The 18,577-nt window shown below is 73.3% G+C and carries 16 protein-coding genes; 10 read left to right on the top strand and 6 right to left on the bottom strand.

The window, feature by feature from the left end:
* Window positions 1–100: 100 nt before the first annotated feature.
* A complete protein-coding gene (locus tag ACFYZZ_RS42490) occupies window positions 101–1,915 on the bottom strand; it encodes a phosphatidylglycerol lysyltransferase domain-containing protein (RefSeq protein ID WP_389188580.1) in 1,815 nt (604 codons plus the stop codon).
* Between the two features lie 226 nt (window positions 1,916–2,141).
* On the opposite strand from ACFYZZ_RS42490, the gene ACFYZZ_RS42485 reads away from it, so the two are divergent.
* A complete protein-coding gene (locus ACFYZZ_RS42485) occupies window positions 2,142–3,269 on the top strand; it encodes an alpha/beta hydrolase (protein ID WP_389188577.1) in 1,128 nt (375 codons plus the stop codon).
* A gap of 97 nt (window positions 3,270–3,366) precedes the next feature.
* Window positions 3,367–4,674, top strand: coding sequence for a hypothetical protein (locus tag ACFYZZ_RS42480; protein ID WP_389188574.1), 1,308 nt, complete (start codon window positions 3,367–3,369; stop codon window positions 4,672–4,674).
* A gap of 60 nt (window positions 4,675–4,734) precedes the next feature.
* Here ACFYZZ_RS42480 and ACFYZZ_RS42475 read toward each other — a convergent pair whose 3' ends face one another.
* Window positions 4,735–6,060 (bottom strand): PH domain-containing protein, encoded by a 1,326-nt coding sequence (locus tag ACFYZZ_RS42475; RefSeq protein WP_389188571.1) that lies wholly within the window; start codon window positions 6,058–6,060, stop codon window positions 4,735–4,737.
* Complete coding sequence (locus ACFYZZ_RS42470) at window positions 6,057–6,560, bottom strand: PH domain-containing protein (protein ID WP_389188568.1); 504 nt, start codon at window positions 6,558–6,560, stop codon at window positions 6,057–6,059. Before ACFYZZ_RS42470 ends, ACFYZZ_RS42475 begins: the two co-directional genes overlap by 4 nt.
* 31 nt (window positions 6,561–6,591) lie before the next feature.
* On the opposite strand from ACFYZZ_RS42470, the gene ACFYZZ_RS42465 reads away from it, so the two are divergent.
* Window positions 6,592–7,740: an NADH-quinone oxidoreductase subunit D gene (locus ACFYZZ_RS42465; RefSeq protein WP_386579546.1), complete on the top strand. Its 1,149-nt coding sequence runs from the start codon at window positions 6,592–6,594 to the stop codon at window positions 7,738–7,740.
* Between the two features lie 10 nt (window positions 7,741–7,750).
* Here ACFYZZ_RS42465 and ACFYZZ_RS42460 read toward each other — a convergent pair whose 3' ends face one another.
* Complete coding sequence (locus tag ACFYZZ_RS42460) at window positions 7,751–8,830, bottom strand: SAM-dependent methyltransferase (RefSeq protein WP_389188565.1); 1,080 nt, start codon at window positions 8,828–8,830, stop codon at window positions 7,751–7,753.
* Window positions 8,831–8,948: 118 nt separating this feature from the next.
* Here ACFYZZ_RS42460 and ACFYZZ_RS42455 point away from each other — a divergent pair, with 118 nt between their 5' ends.
* Both ACFYZZ_RS42455 and ACFYZZ_RS42450 read left to right on the top strand, forming a co-directional pair.
* Window positions 8,949–10,154 carry a sensor histidine kinase gene (locus ACFYZZ_RS42455; protein WP_389188562.1) on the top strand — a complete coding sequence of 402 codons (1,206 nt, stop codon included), beginning with the start codon at window positions 8,949–8,951 and terminating at the stop codon, window positions 10,152–10,154.
* Window positions 10,155–10,228: 74 nt separating this feature from the next.
* Complete coding sequence (locus ACFYZZ_RS42450; protein WP_097253150.1) at window positions 10,229–10,900, top strand: response regulator transcription factor; 672 nt, start codon at window positions 10,229–10,231, stop codon at window positions 10,898–10,900.
* Window positions 10,901–11,088: 188 nt separating this feature from the next.
* On the opposite strand, the gene ACFYZZ_RS42445 is transcribed toward ACFYZZ_RS42450, so the two are convergent.
* A complete protein-coding gene (locus ACFYZZ_RS42445; RefSeq protein WP_389188559.1) occupies window positions 11,089–12,192 on the bottom strand; it encodes a DUF5937 family protein in 1,104 nt (367 codons plus the stop codon).
* A 160-nt stretch (window positions 12,193–12,352) separates the two neighbouring features.
* Here ACFYZZ_RS42445 and ACFYZZ_RS42440 point away from each other — a divergent pair, with 160 nt between their 5' ends.
* Window positions 12,353–12,559 carry a hypothetical protein gene (locus tag ACFYZZ_RS42440; protein ID WP_389188556.1) on the top strand — a complete coding sequence of 69 codons (207 nt, stop codon included), beginning with the start codon at window positions 12,353–12,355 and terminating at the stop codon, window positions 12,557–12,559.
* Between the two features lie 27 nt (window positions 12,560–12,586).
* Here the strand turns inward: ACFYZZ_RS42440 and ACFYZZ_RS42435 are convergent, their stop codons facing one another.
* Window positions 12,587–13,759, bottom strand: coding sequence for a threonine aldolase family protein (locus ACFYZZ_RS42435; RefSeq protein ID WP_389188553.1), 1,173 nt, complete (start codon window positions 13,757–13,759; stop codon window positions 12,587–12,589).
* Window positions 13,760–13,931: 172 nt separating this feature from the next.
* On the opposite strand from ACFYZZ_RS42435, the gene ACFYZZ_RS42430 reads away from it, so the two are divergent.
* Genes ACFYZZ_RS42430 through nadC form a run of 4 tightly spaced genes read left to right on the top strand, consistent with a single transcriptional unit; the run spans window position 13,932 to window position 18,575 of the window.
* A complete protein-coding gene (locus ACFYZZ_RS42430) occupies window positions 13,932–14,876 on the top strand; it encodes a Rossmann-like and DUF2520 domain-containing protein (RefSeq protein WP_389188550.1) in 945 nt (314 codons plus the stop codon).
* The gene (panC, locus tag ACFYZZ_RS42425; protein WP_389188547.1) at window positions 14,876–15,877 is read left to right on the top strand and encodes a pantoate--beta-alanine ligase; all 1,002 of its coding nucleotides are present in this window, start codon (window positions 14,876–14,878) and stop codon (window positions 15,875–15,877) included. The genes ACFYZZ_RS42430 and panC overlap by 1 nt, the downstream gene beginning before the upstream one ends.
* A complete protein-coding gene (locus ACFYZZ_RS42420; RefSeq protein ID WP_389188544.1) occupies window positions 15,874–17,601 on the top strand; it encodes an L-aspartate oxidase in 1,728 nt (575 codons plus the stop codon). Before panC ends, ACFYZZ_RS42420 begins: the two co-directional genes overlap by 4 nt.
* Window positions 17,598–18,575: a carboxylating nicotinate-nucleotide diphosphorylase gene (gene nadC, locus ACFYZZ_RS42415; RefSeq protein ID WP_389188541.1), complete on the top strand. Its 978-nt coding sequence runs from the start codon at window positions 17,598–17,600 to the stop codon at window positions 18,573–18,575. The genes ACFYZZ_RS42420 and nadC overlap by 4 nt, the downstream gene beginning before the upstream one ends.
* The last annotated feature ends 2 nt before the right edge of the window (window positions 18,576–18,577 follow it).

Raw genomic sequence — 18,577 nt, 5'->3', positions numbered from 1 at the left:
CGCGCCGCGGCCCGGGCGGAAGCTCCCGTGCTGGAGGGGATGGGGCTTCCGCCCGGGCCGGTCAGGGGCCGGGCCGGGCTCTCGGCGCGGCAGGCCGGGGTCAGGCGGCTCGGACGTCGCGTTCCGCCACGGAGTGCGCGCAGGGGCGCTCGGCGGCCGGCCGGCGCCGGCGCAGGAAGCGCGGGAGCGGCAGGGCGAGGTCGACGAAGCCCTCCGCCTGCATGGCGGCGAAGCCGATGCGGGGCAGGTCGGCGGAGGCGCGGTAGACGACGAAGCGCGGCTCCCAGCGCGGCTGGAACTTGGCGTTGAACTTGTACAGCGACTCGATCTGGAACCAGCGCGAGAGGAACACCAGCAGTCCGCGCCAGGCGCGCAGCACCGGGCCCGCGCCGATCTTCTCCCCGCGCGCGAGGGCGGAGCGGAACATCGCGAAGTTCAGCGAGACCCGCGCGATGCCGAACTTGGGGGCGGCCTGCAGGGCGGCGACGATCAGCAGCTCGTTCATGCCGGGATCGGCGGCGCGGTCGCGGCGCATCAGGTCCAGGGAGACACCGTCGGATCCCCAGGGCACGAAGTGCAGGATCGCCTTCAGGTCGCCGTACTCGCCGGGCTCGTCGTCGGCCTTGTGGGCGGTGGCGATCAGACAGTCGCCGTCGGTGGGGTCGCCGATGCGGCCGAGCGCCATGGAGAAGCCGCGCTCGGTGTCCGTGCCGCGCCAGTCCTCCGCCGCCCGGCGGATGCGCTCCAGCTCGGCCTCGCCGAGGTCACGGATGCGCCGTACCCGGGTTTCGTAGCCGGCCCGCTCGATGCGCTTGACCATCTGGCGCACGTTGCGCATCGCGCGTCCGGCGAGTGAGAAATCCGCCACGTCGACCACCGCCTCGTCGCCCAGTTCCAGGGCGTCCAGGCCGGTCTCGCGGGTCCACACCTCGCCGCCCGTCTCCGAGCAACCCATGACGGCCGGGGTCCAGGAGTGCGCCTTGGCCTCGTCCATGAAGCGTTCGATGGCGCCGGGCCAGGCCTCGACGTCGCCGATCGGGTCGCCGCTCGCGAGCATCACGCCGGAGACCACGCGGTAGGTGACCGCCGCCTTCCCGCTGGGCGAGAAGACGACCGCCTTGTCGCGGCGCAGCGCGAAGTGGCCGAGGGAGTCGCGGCCGCCGTGCTTGTCCAGCAGGGCGCGCAGCCGGGCCTCGTCCTCCTCGGTGAGGCGGGCGGCCGGGTGCTCGGGGCGGAAGGCGAAGTAGATGGTGGTGACCGCGGTCAGCCAGCCGAGGGCGCCGAGGGAGAAGGCGACCGTCCAGGACGTGTTGCCGTCGTAGTCCAGCGGGCCCTCGAAGCCGAACAGGCCGTAGACGACGTGCGTCAGACGGTCGGCCAGGCTCGGGTCGCCGACCATCCGGTTCGGATGGACGCTGACGATGACCAGGCCGAGGGCGAGGGAACCGGCGGCCATCAGGACGAAGTTGGCGAGCGCGCGCCAGCGGCTGCGCGGGTCCGGCAGCGCCGCGAACTCGTCGCGGTGGCGCAGCAGCGGAATCAGGATCGCCAACGAGATGAGCATGCCGATGACCGAGTGCCGGTACACGAACTCGGCGGCCGCACCGGCGGGCAGGAGCGCGACCGCGGCGCGCCACGCCCGGCGCTTGCGCCGCTTGAGCCCGTGTGCGAGCAGGAGCAGCAGCACGCCCGCGCTGAGCGAGAGTGCCGCCGCGAACGGCCCGAAGGAGCCGGGCAGTACCTCGGCCAGGGCGTGCATACGGCTGTGACGGAAGCGCGGGAACACGCCCGCGGCGATGTCCACCACGCCCACGAGGGCGCACGCCCTGCCGACCAGAGCGGGAACGGCCTCGGGGCGCGGGCCGCGCAGTATGCGCCGCGCCCGGCTTGATCGGCTCGGAACCCCGCCCGACATTTCCCCATCTATCCTGACAGACATCGCATCCCGTAGTTCTGCGAGAGACCTTGAACCCGGTGCCGATCGGGGCATCCGGCGACATTGCGCCCTCTAGGACGGTGTCTTGGGGAGAGAGGTTCACTCCCCTCCGGAAAGTCGGGTCAAAGGCCAAGGAAAGCCCCGGGCAAGCCCTTGCAACGATGCTGGGTGGGCCACGGGCGGAAAGCGCAGGCAGGAAGAGCTCATGGGTCTCACGAGCAACAAGGTGCTGGCGCTTGCCGTCGTGCTCGCCGCGGTGCTTTTCATCGCCACGGTGTGGCTGTGGCCGCGGCTCGCCCGGCAGAACTGGCGGGCCGTCAGCGGGCGCGTCGGTCTGCTCCTTGCCACCCAGCTGGCACTCTTCGGCTCCCTCGGGGTCGCCGCCAACCAGGCCTTCGGGTTCTACGCCAGCTGGGCCGACCTGTTCGGCCAGGAGACCGACCAGGGCATAGTCGTCGACCACTCGGCCAACGCCGGTACGGGCGGCCCGCTGCAGGTGGTCTCCTCCTCCCTGGTCAAGGGCGTCAACGGAGCACGGCCGCAGACGGCCGGGCAGATCCAGAAGGTGGACATCGTGGGCCGCAAGACCCACATCGCCACCCCGGCGTACGTCTATCTGCCGCCCGAGTACTTCCAGCCGCAGTACCGCACGCGTACGTTCCCGGCGGCCGTCGTACTGACCGGCTACCCCGGTACGGCGCAGGCGCTGGTGGACAAACTGCACTACCCGCGTACGGCGCAGGAGCTGGCCAAGGACGGGCGGATGCAGCCGATGATCCTGGTGATGCTGCGGCCGACCGTGGCGCCGCCGCGCGACACCGAGTGCGTGGACGTCCCGGGCGGGCCGCAGAGCGAGACCTTCTTCGCCGAGGACCTGCCCGAGGCCGTACTCGCGCACTACAGGGTGGGCAAGCGGCCCGGCAGCTGGGGCATCGTCGGCGACTCCACCGGCGGCTACTGCGCGCTGAAGCTCGCCATGCACCACCCGAGCGTCTACGCGGCCGCCGCCGGTCTCTCGCCCTACTACAAGGCGCCGATCGACCCCACGACCGGTGACCTCTTCAAGGGCGACACGAAACTGCAGAATCGTGCCGACCTGTGGTGGCTCCTCAAGCACGAGCCCGCGCCCGACACCTCGCTGCTCGTCACCAGCAGCAGGATCGGCGAACACAACTACAAGGACACCCTCAAGTTCATAGGGGATGTGCAGGCCACGAACCTGACCCGGATCTCGTCGATCATCCTGGACAGCGGCGGGCACAACTTCAACACCTGGCGCCGGGAGATCCCGCCGACGCTGCAGTGGCTCAGCGGGCGGCTGAGCGACCGCTGAGCCGCCGGGTGCCCGATGCCCGGACAAGCTCGTGGTGTGGCGGTGTTTTTACGGGGCGGGGGTCCGCGAAGCGCCTACGCGCGGTAAGTTTCTGGCCATGCCACGTGGACGCCACCGCCATTCACCACCTCTGCACCGGCTGTTGCCTCCGTCGGCGATCGCCGGCGTGTCCGTCGTCTGCGCGCTGGGTCCCTGGGTGTTCTCCGAGGTCACGGTGTTGCGCACGCTGGCCGCGGCCGCCGCGGCGACCGCTGTCGTGGGTGCCGTCGTGATGCGCCGCTGGGACTCCCAGGCGGGCAAGCAGGTCGCCGACCTCACGCGCGCGCGGGTCAGCGACGAGTGGCGCTACGACGAACGGGTCGCCGAACTGGAGACCGACCTGGAGGAGTCGCGCGAGCTGCGCACCAAGCTCGAGCAGCGGCTGCGCGCCAAGCGCGCGGAGCTGGCCGGGCTGCGCAACGAGCACGCGGCCCTGTTGCGCCGCTACGCCACGGCGGAGACCGAGCGCGCGAGCGCCCTGGAGGGGCGCCGGCTGCTGGAGATCGAGGCGGCCGTGCCGTCCGGCCCGCCCGCACTGCCGCCCGCGCGCAGCGCCGAGCCCGAGGCCGCTGAGTCCGAGGCCGGCGAGTCCGAGTCCGGTGACACGGTCGAGACCGCCGAGGCCGCCGAGGAGAAGCCGAAGGCCGGCCCGGTGTTCTCCGCCGAGGGCGCTCAGCTGTTCCTGAAGGCCGCGGTGGCGCTGTCCCGGCTGGACCGTGACGGGGCGTCAGCCGAGGCCGAGGTCGAGGTCGAGTCCGGCGAGGTCGAGTCCGCCGAGGTCGCGGTTGCCCAGGCCGAGTCTGTCGCGCCCGAGTCCGCCGAACCCGAGCCGGTCAGGCCCGAGCCCGTAAGGCCCGAGCCCGTCCCGGCCGAGTCGAAGTCGGCCGGGTCCGCCGAGGCCCCGGGTGACGGTGTGCGCAAGGAGCCCGTGCAGGAGGCCGACACGGAGGGCGAGGCGCAGGGGAAGCCCGAGGCGGCCGGCGGACACGAGCCCGCGGCCGCCACCTCGACGACTGCGGACCAGCCCGCCAAGCCCGCGGGGCAGCAGCCCGCCGGTCACTTCACGGTGCCGACCGCGGTGGCCGTCGTACCGGCCGCGCCCGCGCGGCGCCCGGCGATCGAGGGCGGGTTCGACTTCTTCGGCACCCAGAAGCAGTCGGCGTCCGCCGCGCTGGAGTCCGTGCAGAACGAGGACCTCGCCGACGTCGTCGGCCAGGAGGCCCTCGCGCTGCACAAGGCCGAGGCGGAGGCCGAGTTCAAGCCCGCCGACGCGGAGTCGCGCGGCGTCGGCCAGGTCATCGACCTGACCGCGCACGACGAGACGGAGCAGATCGACCTCCAGGGGCTGCGCACCGCCGCTTCCTGAGTCTCCGCCAGGCATCCACCAGGCACCGAGCCCGGTCCATCCGCGAGGGGTGGGCCGGGCTCACGCCATCCAGCGGTCGGGGCGGGCGTCCCTGCGGCCGGTGCGGGACCGCTCCGCCTGGGCGCGCAGCAGCAGTGCGGCCTCCTCGGCGTCCCGCAGGCGGGCCGTGACGGTCTTGTCGGCCCCGGTGTCCACGTGGACGTCGGCGAGCCGCCACAGCCGCTCCCAGGGCCCCTGGGTGAGCCGTACGCTCTGCACCTTGGCGTGCGGGACCAGCGACAGGCGGCGGCGCAGCAGGCCGTGCCGGGCGGCGAACACCGCTTCGGTGACCGCGAGGCCGTGCCCGCGCCACCACACCGGCACGCACCGACCGGCCCGCCGGGGCGGGCGGGACAGCGACTCCGGTACGGTCACGCCGGGCAGTATGCGCGCTATGACCGACTCGGCCACCGCGCGCGGAGCGACCGGCACCAGCACGGAGTTGTCGGACCCGGCCACGTCCAGCTCCACCCGCACCCAGCCCCGCCGTCGCCACAGCAGCGGTTCCACGATCCGCACGGTCTGCACCCGTCCCGGCGGCACCGTCTCGTGCGCGCGGTCGAGCAGCCCGTGGTCGATGCGCAGCCCGTCCGGGGACTCGCCCACCGTCCAGTCGTACTCGGCGACGAACCGCCCCGCGCTGCTCGCGCCCGCCGTACCGAGCAGCGGCAGGGCGGCGGCGAGGACGGTCCACAGGCTGTGGGTGGCGAGCCACAGCACGGGCGGTACGACGAGGGCGGCGGCCAGGGAGCCCCAGGTGGCGCCCGTCAGCACGAGGGAGAGCGCCAGCTCGCGCGGGGGCACCCGCAGCAGCTCGTGCGCCGGTGCCTCGCCGACTTCGCGCGCCGTCTCGGGCGCGAAACCCGCGGCGCGCGCGAGCAGCTCCGCGCGCAAAGCGCGCGCCTCCTGCTCGCCCAGGAAGGCGAGTTCGTCCTTCTTGTCGGCCCCGACGACATCGATGCGCAGCTTGGCGACACCCGCCACGCGCGCGAGGAGCGGGCGCGTGACGTCGACCGCCTGGATGCGCTCCAGCCGGATGTGCGCGGTGCGCCGGAACAGCAGCCCGGTACGGATGCGCAGTTCGCTGTCGGTGACCGCGAAGTGCGTGAACCACCAGGACAGGAAGCCGTAGAGGCCGGCCGCCGGGACCAGCACGGCGAGTCCGACGAGCAGCATCGTGGAGGTCAGCCGCTGCAGCTGCTCCTGCGCGCCGCTCGGGTCGTGCCCGGCCCAGCCGGCGAGTACGGCGACCGGCGCCCAGGCCCGCCGGAAGGGCGTGACGGGGTGCAGCCGCCGCTCGGCCAGGGGCGGGTGTGCCGCCACGTCGTCGAGGTCGGATGTGGTCACAGGCCCGCCGATCGGGCCTCGCCCAGCTCGGTGAGCCGGTCGCGCAGCCGCTCCGCCTCGGCCGGGTCCAGACCCGGGATGGTCGCGTCGGTCGCCGCGGCGGCGGTGTGCAGCTGCACGCTGGCCAGCCCGAAGGAGCGCTCCACGGGCCCCGAGGTGACCTCCACCAGCTGCATCCGCCCGTACGGCACCACGGTCTCCTCGCGCCACAGGACACCGCGGCTGATCAGCAGGTCGTCGGCGCGCTCGGCGTACCGCCAGGAGCGCCAGTTGCGGGCCAGCAGACGCCGGCCCCACGCGCCGAGGGCCAGCGGGAGCAGCGCGAAGGCGGCCCACGTCCAGCCGGCGAGCAGGCCGGGCAGCAGCCCCGCCGCGACGGCGAACACGCCCGTCCACACCGCCAGCAGCAGGCGGCGCATGCGCAGCAGGCCGGGCGGCAGTCCCCGCCACACCGGCTCTTCCCCCGATATCCCGGTCTCCTTGGGGATCCCCGTTTCCATGGAGCCAGCGTACGTAGGGGAAACTGGGTCCATGACTGCGACGGAGACCACGGTCGGCATCGGCGGTGCCGCCGAGAGCACCGACATGGTGCTCAACATCGGCCCCCAGCATCCGTCCACGCACGGCGTGCTGCGGCTCAAGCTGGTGCTGGACGGAGAGCGCATCCTGCACGCGGAGCCGGTCATCGGCTACATGCACCGGGGCGCGGAGAAGCTCTTCGAGGCGCGCGACTACCGGCAGATCATCATGCTCGCCAACCGCCACGACTGGCTGTCGGCGTTCTCGAACGAGCTGGGCGTGGTCCTCGCCGTGGAGCGGATGCTCGGCATGGAGGTCCCCGAGCGCGCGGTGTGGACGCGCACGCTGCTCGCCGAGCTGAACCGGGTGCTGAACCACCTGATGTTCCTCGGTTCGTACCCACTGGAGCTGGGCGGGATCACGCCGGTCTTCTACGCGTTCCGGGAGCGCGAGGTGCTCCAGAACGTCATGGAGGAGGTTTCCGGCGGGCGCATGCACTACATGTTCAACCGCGTCGGCGGCCTCAAGGAGGACCTGCCGGCCGGGTGGACGGCACGTGCGCGTGCCGCCGTCGCCGCCGTGCGCTCCCGGATGGACGTCTTCGACGACCTGGTGCTCGGCAACGAGATCTTCCGGGGGCGTACGCGGGACGTGGGGGCGCTCACGCCGGAGACCGTGCACGCCTACGGTGTGAGCGGGCCCATCGCACGCGCGTCGGGCGTCGACTTCGACCTGCGCCGCGACGAGCCGTACCTGGCCTACGGCGACCTCCAGGACACGCTGAAGGTCGTCACCCGGAGCGAGGGCGACTGTCTCGCCCGTTTCGAGGTGCTCCTGGAGCAGACCCACAACGCACTCGACCTCGCCGACGCCTGCCTGGACCGGTTCGCCGAACTGCCGCCCGGGCCGATCAACCAGCGGCTGCCCAAGGTGCTGAAGGCGCCCGAGGGGCACACGTACGCGTGGACCGAGAACCCGCTCGGGATCAACGGCTACTACCTGGTCAGCAAGGGCGAGAAGACCCCGTACCGGCTGAAGCTGCGCTCCGCGTCCTACAACAACATCCAGGCTCTGACCGAGCTGCTGCCGGGGACGCTGGTGGCGGACATGGTGGCGATCCTGGGGTCGATGTTCTTCGTGGTCGGCGACATCGACAAGTGAGCTGCCGGCCCTAGGCGAGTGGGTCCGGGATTCCAACCGGCTGGAGCAGCCAGCCGAAGTCGCCGAGGCCGCCCGGGGCGGTGAGTTCGGCGGCCTCGCCGGCACTCGCCAGGGCGCGTACGTAGGCGGCGGGGTCCGTCGAGGCCAGCGCGAGCGGCGGGCGTGCGCCGGTGAGGTCCAGGGCGCGCAGGGCGGCGCGTTGCGTGAGCAGGCGTGCGGCGGGGAGTGTGCGCGCCGTGCCGGAGGGTGTGTGCGCCGCGGCAAGGTGCGTGTGAGGCGTCGAGGGGACCGGCGTGCTTGCCGCCGCGCACGCGTCCAGCGCGACATGCGCCGTGATGTCGCACGAGCCGTCCGGCACGGGTGCCGTCTCGCGCCCCTCCCGGAAGCCGGTGAGCGTCCCGAACGGGGGGCGCGCGTCCGCGGTGTGCGCGTAGTCCACGGCCACCGCGAGTCCCCGCACCACCCGGTCCACCGCGGCCGCCCACGCCAGGTCCCGGGGCAGCCCGATCTCCGCGCGAAGTCCCTGCTCGCCCGGCAGCGGCCACCACCGCGCCAGCCAGTCCGCGTCCGCGCCCGACACCGGCTCCCCGAGCCGTTCGGTGCCGTCCGCCGCGACGAGCACCAGCCGGGGCACGCCCGCCGGGTCCACCTCGACGACGTCCACGGGCACGTTGTCCAGCCACTCGTTGGCGAACAGCAGCCCGGTGATCGTCTCCGGGGGTTCGCTCCGCCAGGTGATCCGGTCGTCCAGGCCCGCCGGACGGTCCGCGATCTCGACGGCGTGCCCGCGCGCGCGGGCCGCCACGTCGGCCGGCAGGGCGGCGAGCACGCCGGTCACCAGCTCCCCGCGCCCGGCGCCCATGTCGACGAAGTCCAGCGTCCGCGGCCGCCCGAGCGCCTCGTCGACCCGGCACAGCAGCCGTGCCACGGCGCCCGCGAACAACGCGGAGGCGTGCACGGAGGTACGGAAGTGACCGGCCGGGCCCTCGGGCCGCCGGTAGAAGCCGCCCGGCCCGTAGAGCGCCTCCTGGGTCGCCTCCCGCCAGCCGCGTCCCTCGCGGATGCTCTCCGCCGTCGCCTCATCCGTCACCGGGACAGACTAGGCGTACAGGTGATCACGGCATCCACCTTGCGGAGTACGCGTCGCTCTTGCGGATCGGCCCTCCGGTTGACCCCTGCACGCATCTCGCTTCCCTACTCTGGGTTACGTGCAACGCCTTTATGACTTCCTCCGCAGGCACCCGACATGGGTCGACAGCTTCTGGGCCGTTGTCCTGTTCGGGATTTCCGGCGTGAGCGTGGTGAGTCAGAACGGCGTGCCGGACCACCACATGTCGGTCGGCGGCGGGCTGACGGTGTCCGCCGTTCTGTGCGTCGTCGTGGCGCTGCGTCGCCGCTTCCCGGAGGCGATGCTGCTGCTGGCCTTCGCGACCGGGCTGGCCCAGCTGGTCCTGGACATCGAGATGACCGCCGCCGACTTCGCCATGTTGGTGATCACCTACACGGTCGCGGCGGTCGGTGCGCGCTGGGCCTCCCGGCTCGCGCTCTTCGTCAGCCTGTCCGCGGCCGCCCTGGCGCAGATCCGCTGGCCGGACCCGCACTCCAGCGGGCTGGGCCAGGCGGCGATCGCGGTGTTCCAGACGGTGCCGTTCGCCCTGGCCTGGGTGCTCGGCGACTCCATGCGCACCCGCCGGGCCTACTTCGCCCAGCTGGAGGAGCGCGCCGCCCGGCTGGAGAAGGAGCGCGAGGCACAGGCGAAGGTGGCGGTCGCGGCCGAGCGCGCCCGGATCGCGCGCGAGCTGCACGACGTCGTCGCGCACAACGTGTCGGTGATGGTGGTCCAGGCCGACGGCGCCGCCTACGTCCTCGACGCCGCGCCCGACCAGGCGAAGAAGGCCCTGGAGACGATCTCCTCCACCGGCCGCCAGGCTCTCGCCGAGATGCGCCGCCTGCTGGGCGTGCTGCGCACCGGCGAGCACCAGGAGAGCGGGGAGTACGTCCCGCAGCCGGACGTCGAGCAGATCGACGACCTCATCGAGAAGTGCCGCAGTTCCGGTCTGCCCGTCGACTTCAAGGTCGAGGGCACCCCGCGCCCGCTGCCCAGCGGGGTGGAGCTGACCGCGTACCGCATCGTGCAGGAGGCGCTCACCAACACCCGCAAGCACGGCGGGCCCAACGCGGGCGCGAGCGTGCGGCTGGTCTACTTCGACGACGGGCTCGGCCTGCTCGTCGAGGACGACGGCAAGGGCGCCCCGCACGAGCTGTACGAGGAGGGCGGCGCCGACGGCCAGGGGCACGGCCTGATCGGCATGCGCGAGCGGGTCGGCATGGTCGGCGGCACCCTGGACGCCGGCCCGCGCCCGGGCGGAGGATTCCGCATCAGCGCGCTGCTCCCGCTCAAACCGGCGCGCTGACGCCGCCGCACGCCCCCTGTTGACACCTGTCGCGCCCCCAGAGCAACCCCCAGAGCAAACGGAAGAGGCCCCCGATGACGATCCGCGTGATGCTCGTCGACGACCAGGTGCTGCTGCGCACCGGGTTCCGGATGGTGCTCGCCGCCCAGCCGGACATGGAGGTCGTCGCGGAGGCGGGTGACGGAGTCGAGGCCCTTCAGGTGGTGCGTTCCACCGCCGTCGACGTCGTCCTGATGGACGTCCGCATGCCGAAGCTGGACGGCGTCGAGGCCACGCGCCGCATCTGCCAGGAGCCGAACCCGCCGAAGGTGCTCATCCTGACCACCTTCGACCTGGACGAGTACGCCTTCTCCGGGCTGAAGGCGGGCGCCTCCGGCTTCATGCTCAAGGACGTGCCGCCCGGCGAGCTGCTCGCGGCCATCCGCTCCGTGCACAGCGGCGACGCGGTGGTGGCCCCGTCCACCACCCGGCGCCTGCTGGACCGGTTCGCGCCGATGCTGCCCTCCGCCGGCCGGGAGCCCCAGCACAAGGAGCTGGAGCGGCTCACCGACCGGGAGCGCGAGGTCATGGTGCTGGTCGCACAGGGCCTGTCGAACGGCGAGATCGCGGCCCGGCTGGTGCTGTCCGAGGCGACGGTGAAGACCCATGTGGGGCGCATCCTGACCAAGCTCGGCCTGCGTGACCGGGTGCAGGTGGTGGTGCTGGCGTACGAGACCGGACTGGTCCGGGCCGGCGGCCACGGCTGACGCCCCCTCGGTGAAGTCCGCTGCAGTTCGGCGGCGCCCTGAGGGGGCGCGGGGCCGTGTTTGACATGCGGCTACCGTCGCGTGGGTGCGACCAGCCACGACGGTGCTGCAGGCGATCGACGGCACATCGCGGCCCCGCGGCGGAGCCGCATATCGGCACAGTCAGCGGAGCGCCTTGACGAGAGGACCTAGCGCAGGACGCCCTCGATGAAGTCGCTGCCCAGGCGGGCCACCGCGGACAGGTCCAGCTGGTGCTGGACGTAGCGGCCGCGGCGGCCGCTCGTGATCAGGCCCGCCTTCTTCAGCACCGCCAGGTGCCGGGATATCTCGGGGGCGGACATGCCGTGCGCGTCCGCCAGTTCGCTCGTGGTGTGCTGGGCGCGGGCCAGATGGCGGCACAGTCGCATCCGCACCGGGTGGGCCAGCGCCTCCAGGCGGAGCGTGAGCTGCTCGACGGACGGCGCCTGCGGGTGGCAGCCGCTGACGGGATAGGTGATCGTGGGCTGCCAGCCGTACCGGTGCAGGACCATCACATGGGGCCAGCCGAGGCTGGTCGGCACCAGGACGAGGCCGCCGTCGCCGATGGTCGTCCGCCCCACCAGGAGCTTGTCGACCGTGATGAGCCCGGCCTCCTCGTCCAGCGAGACGGCGCCGGACAGCGAGGCGAGGGCCTCGCCCAGGCCCTTGCGGCGCAGCAGTTCGGTCTTGTGCCGGGCGTCCGCCGCGAGCCGGGGCTGGAGCCGGGCCCAGGTGTCGGCGAAGAAGGCCTCGTCGCAGTCGAGCACGAGCTGCCGGAACCAGGCGCGGACGGCCGGCGGGTCCTCCAGCAGCCGGCGGGTGACCCGCTCCTGGACAGCACCGCGCGCGGCGGCCAGCTCCAGGGAGCGCCGGCGCAGCTCCGGATCGTCGAGCGGGCCGGGCTCGGCGATGTCGTAGCGCAGCTGGCAGGTGAACTCCAGGGCCGCGTGGACGAACTGTTCGTCCGTCAGCATGTCCAGCTGGTCCAGTTCCTCGGCGAGCGTGGCGCCCGGTTGCGCACGCCCGCCGGGGATCCCGGCGAACGGGGCGAAGACGTCGGAGAACGTCGTGTGCCACAGGAAGTCCGCCTCGCACAGCCGGTCGGCCAGACCCGGGTCCAGCCGCGTCGACACGGCGGTCACCCAGCCCTGCAGCTGCGGGTGGTGGCCGGGCTCGCTGAGCGCATGCAGCGCCATCCCCAGCTCCGCCAGCGGTGAGGGCACGACGGAGATGCGCTCCGGCGGCAGTCCGGCGATGTCGATGGTCACGCTCATGCCCCCATGGTGCACCCGGCCGCCGACAGTGCCCCGTGAATTGACGGCTGCCGTCAATCCACGGGACATCCGCTCTGAGCAGGAGCAATCTGAGGACACCGGGGCAACCGCGGAGCCCGATCAGTCATCGATCAGCCACGTCCCGAGAAGGCGATCCGCCATGAGCATCACGCAGCAGTACCTCCTCGACACCTACCGCGCCCGCCTGCACGGCGAGCCCGCACCGCCCGCGCCGGGCAGCCACGACCGCGACCTGATGCGCGAGCTGCGCGACTACCGCCGCTTCCGCGCGGTCCTCGCCGAGCGCCCGGCGCGCGGGCGGCTCCGCCAGGCCCTGACCCGCTGGCTGCGCCCCCGCGCGCTGTAGCTACGCCCGCTTCGGAAAGCGCGCCGGCTACGCCCGCTCCGGCAGGCGCGCCGTGAAGTCCGCGACCGCCGCTCGTACGTCGTCCGTGGTCCACTCCAGGCCGGCGGCGGTCACGGTCACCTCGATCGAGGACAGCCCCGGCCCCTTGGCGGCCCAGGGCCCGACGAAGAGGTAGGTTCCGGTCTCCTCGGCCTGGCGTACGGCCGCCTCCACCAGTACGTCGGTGTCGTACGGCAGCCAGACCTGGAACTGGTGGGTGTGCGGCTCCTCGGGGTGCACGCGCGCCCACGGCAGCCCGGCCTCGGCGAACCCCTCGCGCAGCGCGGCGGCGACCACGCGCGCGTGGCGCACGTAGTCGGGCAGCCGGGGCAGCTCCCGCTCCAGGCCGACGAGCGCCGACAGAGCGCTCGGGAACTGCTGGAAGATCGCGCCGCCGTAGCGGTGCCGCCAGGTCTTCGCCTCCTCGACCAGGGACTTCGGGCCGGCCAGCGCGGCGCCGCCGAAGCCTTCGAGGGACTTGTAGAACGACACGTAGACGCTGTCCGCCAAGTCCGCGATCTCGTGCAGGGAACGCCCGAAGTGGACGGTGGTCTCCCACAGGCGCGCGCCGTCGAAGTGCACCACTGCGTCGCGCTCCCGCGCCGCCTGCACGACTTCCGTCAGCTCCTCCCAGGAGGGCAGCACGAAACCGGCGTCCCTGAGCGGCAGTTCCAGCATCAACGCCCCGAAGGGCTCCTCGAAGCCGCGTATCTCCTCGGCCGTGGGGAGCCGGGGCTCCTCGGTGACGTGTACCGTGCGCAGGCCGCTGACCTCCCGGAACGCGTTGCGTTCATGCACCTCGGGGTGGGCGAGCGGGTGCAGGGCGACCGTGGGGTTGCCCGTACGGGCCGCCCAGCAGCGCAGGGCCACCTGCTGGGCCATCGTGCCGGTCGGGAAGAACGCGGCGGCCTCCGTGCCCAGCAGGGCGGCGACCCGTTCCTCCAGGGTTGCGACGATCCGGTTGCCGTACACGTCCGCCGGTTCGTCCAGGTCGTACACCTCATGCGCCGTCTCCTGGAGCAGCGCGAGCCGTTCGCGGACCGAAGCGCGCAGACCCGTGCGCGCCAGGACGCGCGTGGCCTTCCGGTAGCCGGCCGCGCGCCGCTCCTGCAGTTGTTCCTCGGTGGACCGGTCGTCACCCTGCTCAGCCGTATCAGTCATGCCGTGGATCATGCCCCGCGCGTGTGCGCGCGGCAGCGCAATTTCCGTACGGCGAAGGCGTGGCGTAACCCACAGCCTGTGGACGACCGGCCGTGACCCGACCCGATAGCGTTAACATGACGAGAAATCGTCCGGTACCCAGAGCGGACTGGAACGGGAAGGCCGCCGTCGCGTGAGTACAGTCCACCAGCCAGACCTCAAGGACCGCCCCGCGCGGCTCACCGTCGGCGTCGTCGGCGCCGGACGGGTGGGCCCCGCCCTGGCCGCGTCCCTCCAGCTCGCCGGGCATCGCCCGGTGGCCGTCTCCGGAGTCTCCGACGCCTCCCGCAGGCGCGCCGAGACGATGCTCCCCGACGTGCCCCTGGTGCCGCCCGCCGAGGTCCTCCAGTGCGCCGACCTCGTTCTGCTCACCGTCCCCGACGACGCCCTGCCCGATCTGGTCGCCGGCCTCGTCGAGACCGGCGCCGTGCGGCCGGGACAGCTGCTCGTGCACACCTCCGGGCGGTACGGCGCCAAGGTCCTCGACCCCGCCCTGCGCGCGGGCGCGCTGCCCCTGGCGCTGCACCCGGCGATGACCTTCACCGGCACCCCGGTGGACGTCCAGCGCCTGGCGGGCTGCTCCTTCGGCGTCACCGCGCCCGAGGAGCTGCGCCTGGCCGCCGAGGCCCTCGTCATCGAGATGGGCGGCGAGCCCGAGTGGATCAGCGAGGAGAACCGCCCGCTTTACCACGCGGCCCTCGCCCTCGGCGCCAACCACCTGGTGACCCTGGTCGCCCAGTCCATGGAGCTGCTGCGCACGGCGGGCGTCGAGGCCCCCGACCGGATGCTCGGCCCGCTCCTCGGCGCCGCTCTGGACAACGCGCTGCGCTCCGGCGACGCGGCGCTCACCGGACCGGTCGCGCGCGGGGACGCGGGCACGGTCGCCGCGCACGTCACCGAGCTGCGCAGACACGCCCCGCAGACCGTCGCGGGCTATCTGGCGATGGCCCGCGCGACCGCCGACCGCGCCCTCGCCCACGGCCTGCTGAAGCCGGAACTCGCCGAGGACCTGCTCGGCGTGCTGGCCGACGGCGGGAACGGCACCGACGGCACGAACAGCACCGAGGGGAACGCCTGATGACCGCCGCCCTGCTGAGCACCGCCGAAGAGCTGCACGCGCGCGTGCGCCACGGCCGCCGTGCCGTCGTGATGACCATGGGCGCCCTGCACGAGGGCCACGCCACGCTGATCCGCACCGCGCGCGAGCTGGCAGGCCCGGGCGGCGAGGTCGTCGTCACCGTCTTCGTCAACCCGCTGCAGTTCGGCGCCGGCGAGGACCTGGACCGCTACCCGCGCACCCTCGAAGCCGACCTGAAGCTCGCCGAGCAGGCGGGCGCCGACGCCGTGTTCGCGCCCTCCGTGGACGAGGTGTACCCGGGCGGCGAACCCCAGGTGCGCGTCTCCGCGGGTCCGATGGGCGCACGCCTGGAGGGAGCCTCGCGGCCCGGGCACTTCGACGGCGTGCTCACCGTCGTCGCCAAGCTGCTGCACCTCAGCCGCCCCGACGTGGCCCTGTTCGGGCAGAAGGACGCCCAGCAACTGGCCCTGATCCGGCGCATGGTGCGGGACCTGAACTTCGGCATCGAGATCGTCGGCGTACCGACCGTGCGCGAGGAGGACGGGCTCGCCCTGTCCAGCCGCAACCGCTACCTCTCGCCCGACGAGCGCCGCACCGCCCTCGCCCTGTCCCGCGCGCTGTTCGCCGGCCGCGACCGGCACGCCGCGCAGGAGGCGCTGCGCGCGCGGGCCCGCGAAGTGCCCTCCACGCGCGCGCGTGCCGAGGCGCTGAGCGCCATAGGGGAGTCCCGCGCGGCGGCCGACGCGCACGCCGTGGCCACCGCCGCGCCCGGCGGCCCGGCGGCCGTCCGCGCGGCCGCCCGCCAGGTCCTGGACGAGGCAGTCCGCCTCGACCCGCCGCTCCAGCTGGACTACCTCGCCCTCGTGGACCCGTCCGACTTCACCGAGATCGGTGACGGCTTCACCGGCGAGGCCGTCCTCGCGGTGGCCGCCCGGGTGGGCACCACCCGGCTGATCGACAACCTCCCTCTCACCTTCGGATCCCTCGGAGCCGCCTCGTGACCAGCACAGGCATACGACTGCACGCGCCCGCACCCGGGTGGTCCATCTCCGCGGACGTGGTCGTCGTCGGCTCCGGAGTGGCCGGCCTGACCGCCGCCCTGCGCTGCGAGGCCGCGGGCCTGACGACGGTCGTCGTCACCAAGGCCCGCCTGGACGACGGCTCCACGCGCTGGGCGCAGGGCGGCATCGCCGCCGCCCTGGGCGAGGGCGACACCCCGGAGCAGCACCTCGAGGACACCCTGGTGGCCGGCGCGGGCCTGTGCGACGAGGACGCCGTACGGATCCTCGTCACCGAGGGCCCCGGCGCGGTGCGGCGGCTGATCTCCACCGGCGCCCACTTCGACACCGACGACGAGGGCGACATCCAGCTCACCCGCGAGGGCGGCCACCACCGGCGCCGTATCGTGCACGCGGGCGGGGACGCGACCGGCGCGGAGGTCTCCCGGGCGCTCGTGGAGGCCGCACTTGCGCGCGGGGTGCGCATGATCGAGAACGCGCTGGTCCTGGACCTGCTCACGGATGCCGAGGGCCGCACCGCGGGTGTCTCCCTGCACGTGATGGGCGAGGGCCAGCACGACGGCGTGGGCGCCGTGCACGCCCCCGCGGTCGTCCTCGCCACCGGCGGCATGGGCCAGGTGTTCTCCGCGACCACCAACCCGTCCGTGTCGACCGGCGACGGCGTGGCGCTGGCGCTGCGCGCGGGCGCGGAGGTCAGCGACCTCGAGTTCGTCCAGTTCCACCCGACCGTGCTCTTCCTCGGCCCGGACGCCGAGGGCCAGCAGCCGCTCGTCTCCGAGGCGGTGCGCGGCGAGGGCGCCCACCTGGTCGACGGCGACGGGGTGCGCTTCATGGTCGGGCAGCACGAGCTGGCCGAGCTGGCGCCCCGGGACATCGTCGCCAAGGGCATCATGCGGCGCATGCAGGAGCAGGACGCCGAGCACATGTTCCTCGACGCCCGGCACTTCGGCGCCGACATGTGGGAGCACCGCTTCCCGACCATCCTGGCCGCCTGCCGCGCCAACGGCATCGACCCGGTCACCGAGCCCATCCCGATCGCCCCGGCCGCCCACTACGCCTCCGGAGGCGTCCGCACCGACGCGCGGGGGCGGACGACCGTCCCCGGCCTGTACGCGTGCGGCGAGGTCGCCTGCACCGGCGTGCACGGCGCCAACCGGCTCGCCTCCAACTCCCTCCTCGAAGGCCTCGTCTACGCCGAGCGGATCGCCGCCGACATCGTGTCGGCCCACGCCGCGGACGGCCTGCACGCGCGCGTGCCCGTACCGGTCCCGGACCCGGAGAAGCCCGCGTACCCGCTGCTCGCCCCCGAGGCCCGCTTCGCCATCCAGCGGATCATGACCGAGGGCGCGGGCGTGCTCCGCTCGGCGGAGTCGCTGGACAAGGCCGCGGACCAGCTCCAGCGGCTGCACAGCGAGGCCCGCGACGCCCTGGAGGAGAACGGCAAGACCGCCGAGCCGGGCGTCGACACCTGGGAGTCGACCAACCTCCTGTGCGTGGCCCGCGTCCTGATCGCCGCCGCGCGGCTGCGCGAGGAGACCCGCGGCTGCCACTGGCGCGAGGACCGCGCCGAGCGCGACGACACCGACTGGCGACGCCACATCGTCGTACGGCTCAATCCCGACCGGTCGCTGGCCGTACGCACCACGGACACCGCAGACTTCCCCCCGACCCGGCAACACCAGCGCCCTCAGGAGCAGAACAAGTGAGCACCGACGACCTTCCCCTCGCCCCGACCGGCGGCTGCGGTGACGGCTGCGCCTGCGGCGCGGAGGGCGACGAGGAGTACCTGGAGTGCGGGCTCGACCCCGCGCTCGCCGAGCTGCTGGCCGCTGCCGGACTCGACCCCGTCGAGGTCGAGGACATCGCGAACGTCGCCATCCAGGAGGACCTGGCCGGCGGCGTGGACGTGACGACCGTCGCGACCATCCCCGAGGAGGCCGTGGCCACCGGCGACTTCACCGCGCGTGAGGCCGGCGTGGCGGCGGGCCTGCGGGTCGCCGAGGCCGTGCTCTCGGTGGTCTGCACGGACGAGTTCGAGGTCGAGCGGCACGTCGAGGACGGCGACCGCGTCGAGGCCGGACAGAAGCTGCTGTCGGTCACCACGCGCACGCGTGACCTGCTCACCGCCGAGCGCAGCGCCCTCAACCTCCTGTGCAGCCTCTCCGGCATCGCGACCGCCACGCGCGCGTGGGCCGACGTGCTGGAGGGCACCAACGCGCGCGTGCGTGACACCCGCAAGACCACGCCGGGGCTGCGCTCGCTGGAGAAGTTCGCGGTGCGCTGCGGCGGGGGCGTCAACCACCGCATGTCGCTCTCCGACGCCGCCCTGGTGAAGGACAACCACGTGGTGGCCGCCGGCGGTGTCGCACAGGCCTTCAAGGCCGTACGGGAGGCCTTCCCGGAGGTGCCGATCGAGGTCGAGGTCGACACCCTGCACCAGCTGCGCGAGGTCGTCGAGGCGGGCGCCGACCTGATCCTGCTGGACAACTTCACGCCCGACCAGTGCGCGGAGGCCGTCGGGATCGTCCGCGGGCGGGCCCTGCTGGAGGCCTCCGGGCGGCTCACCCTCGACACCGCGCGCATGTACGCCGACACCGGCGTGGACTTCCTGGCCGTCGGCGCCCTCACCCACTCCTCGCCGATCCTCGACATCGGCCTGGACCTGCGCGAGGCGGAGTAACG

Origin of the sequence: Streptomyces sp. NPDC001816 (assembly GCF_042892235.1) — a bacterium.
In the GTDB taxonomy this organism is placed as follows: Bacteria; Actinomycetota; Actinomycetes; order Streptomycetales; family Streptomycetaceae; genus Streptomyces.
The sequence above is the reverse complement of the archived record's forward strand: the minus strand, read 5'-3'. Positions and strand labels throughout refer to the sequence as shown.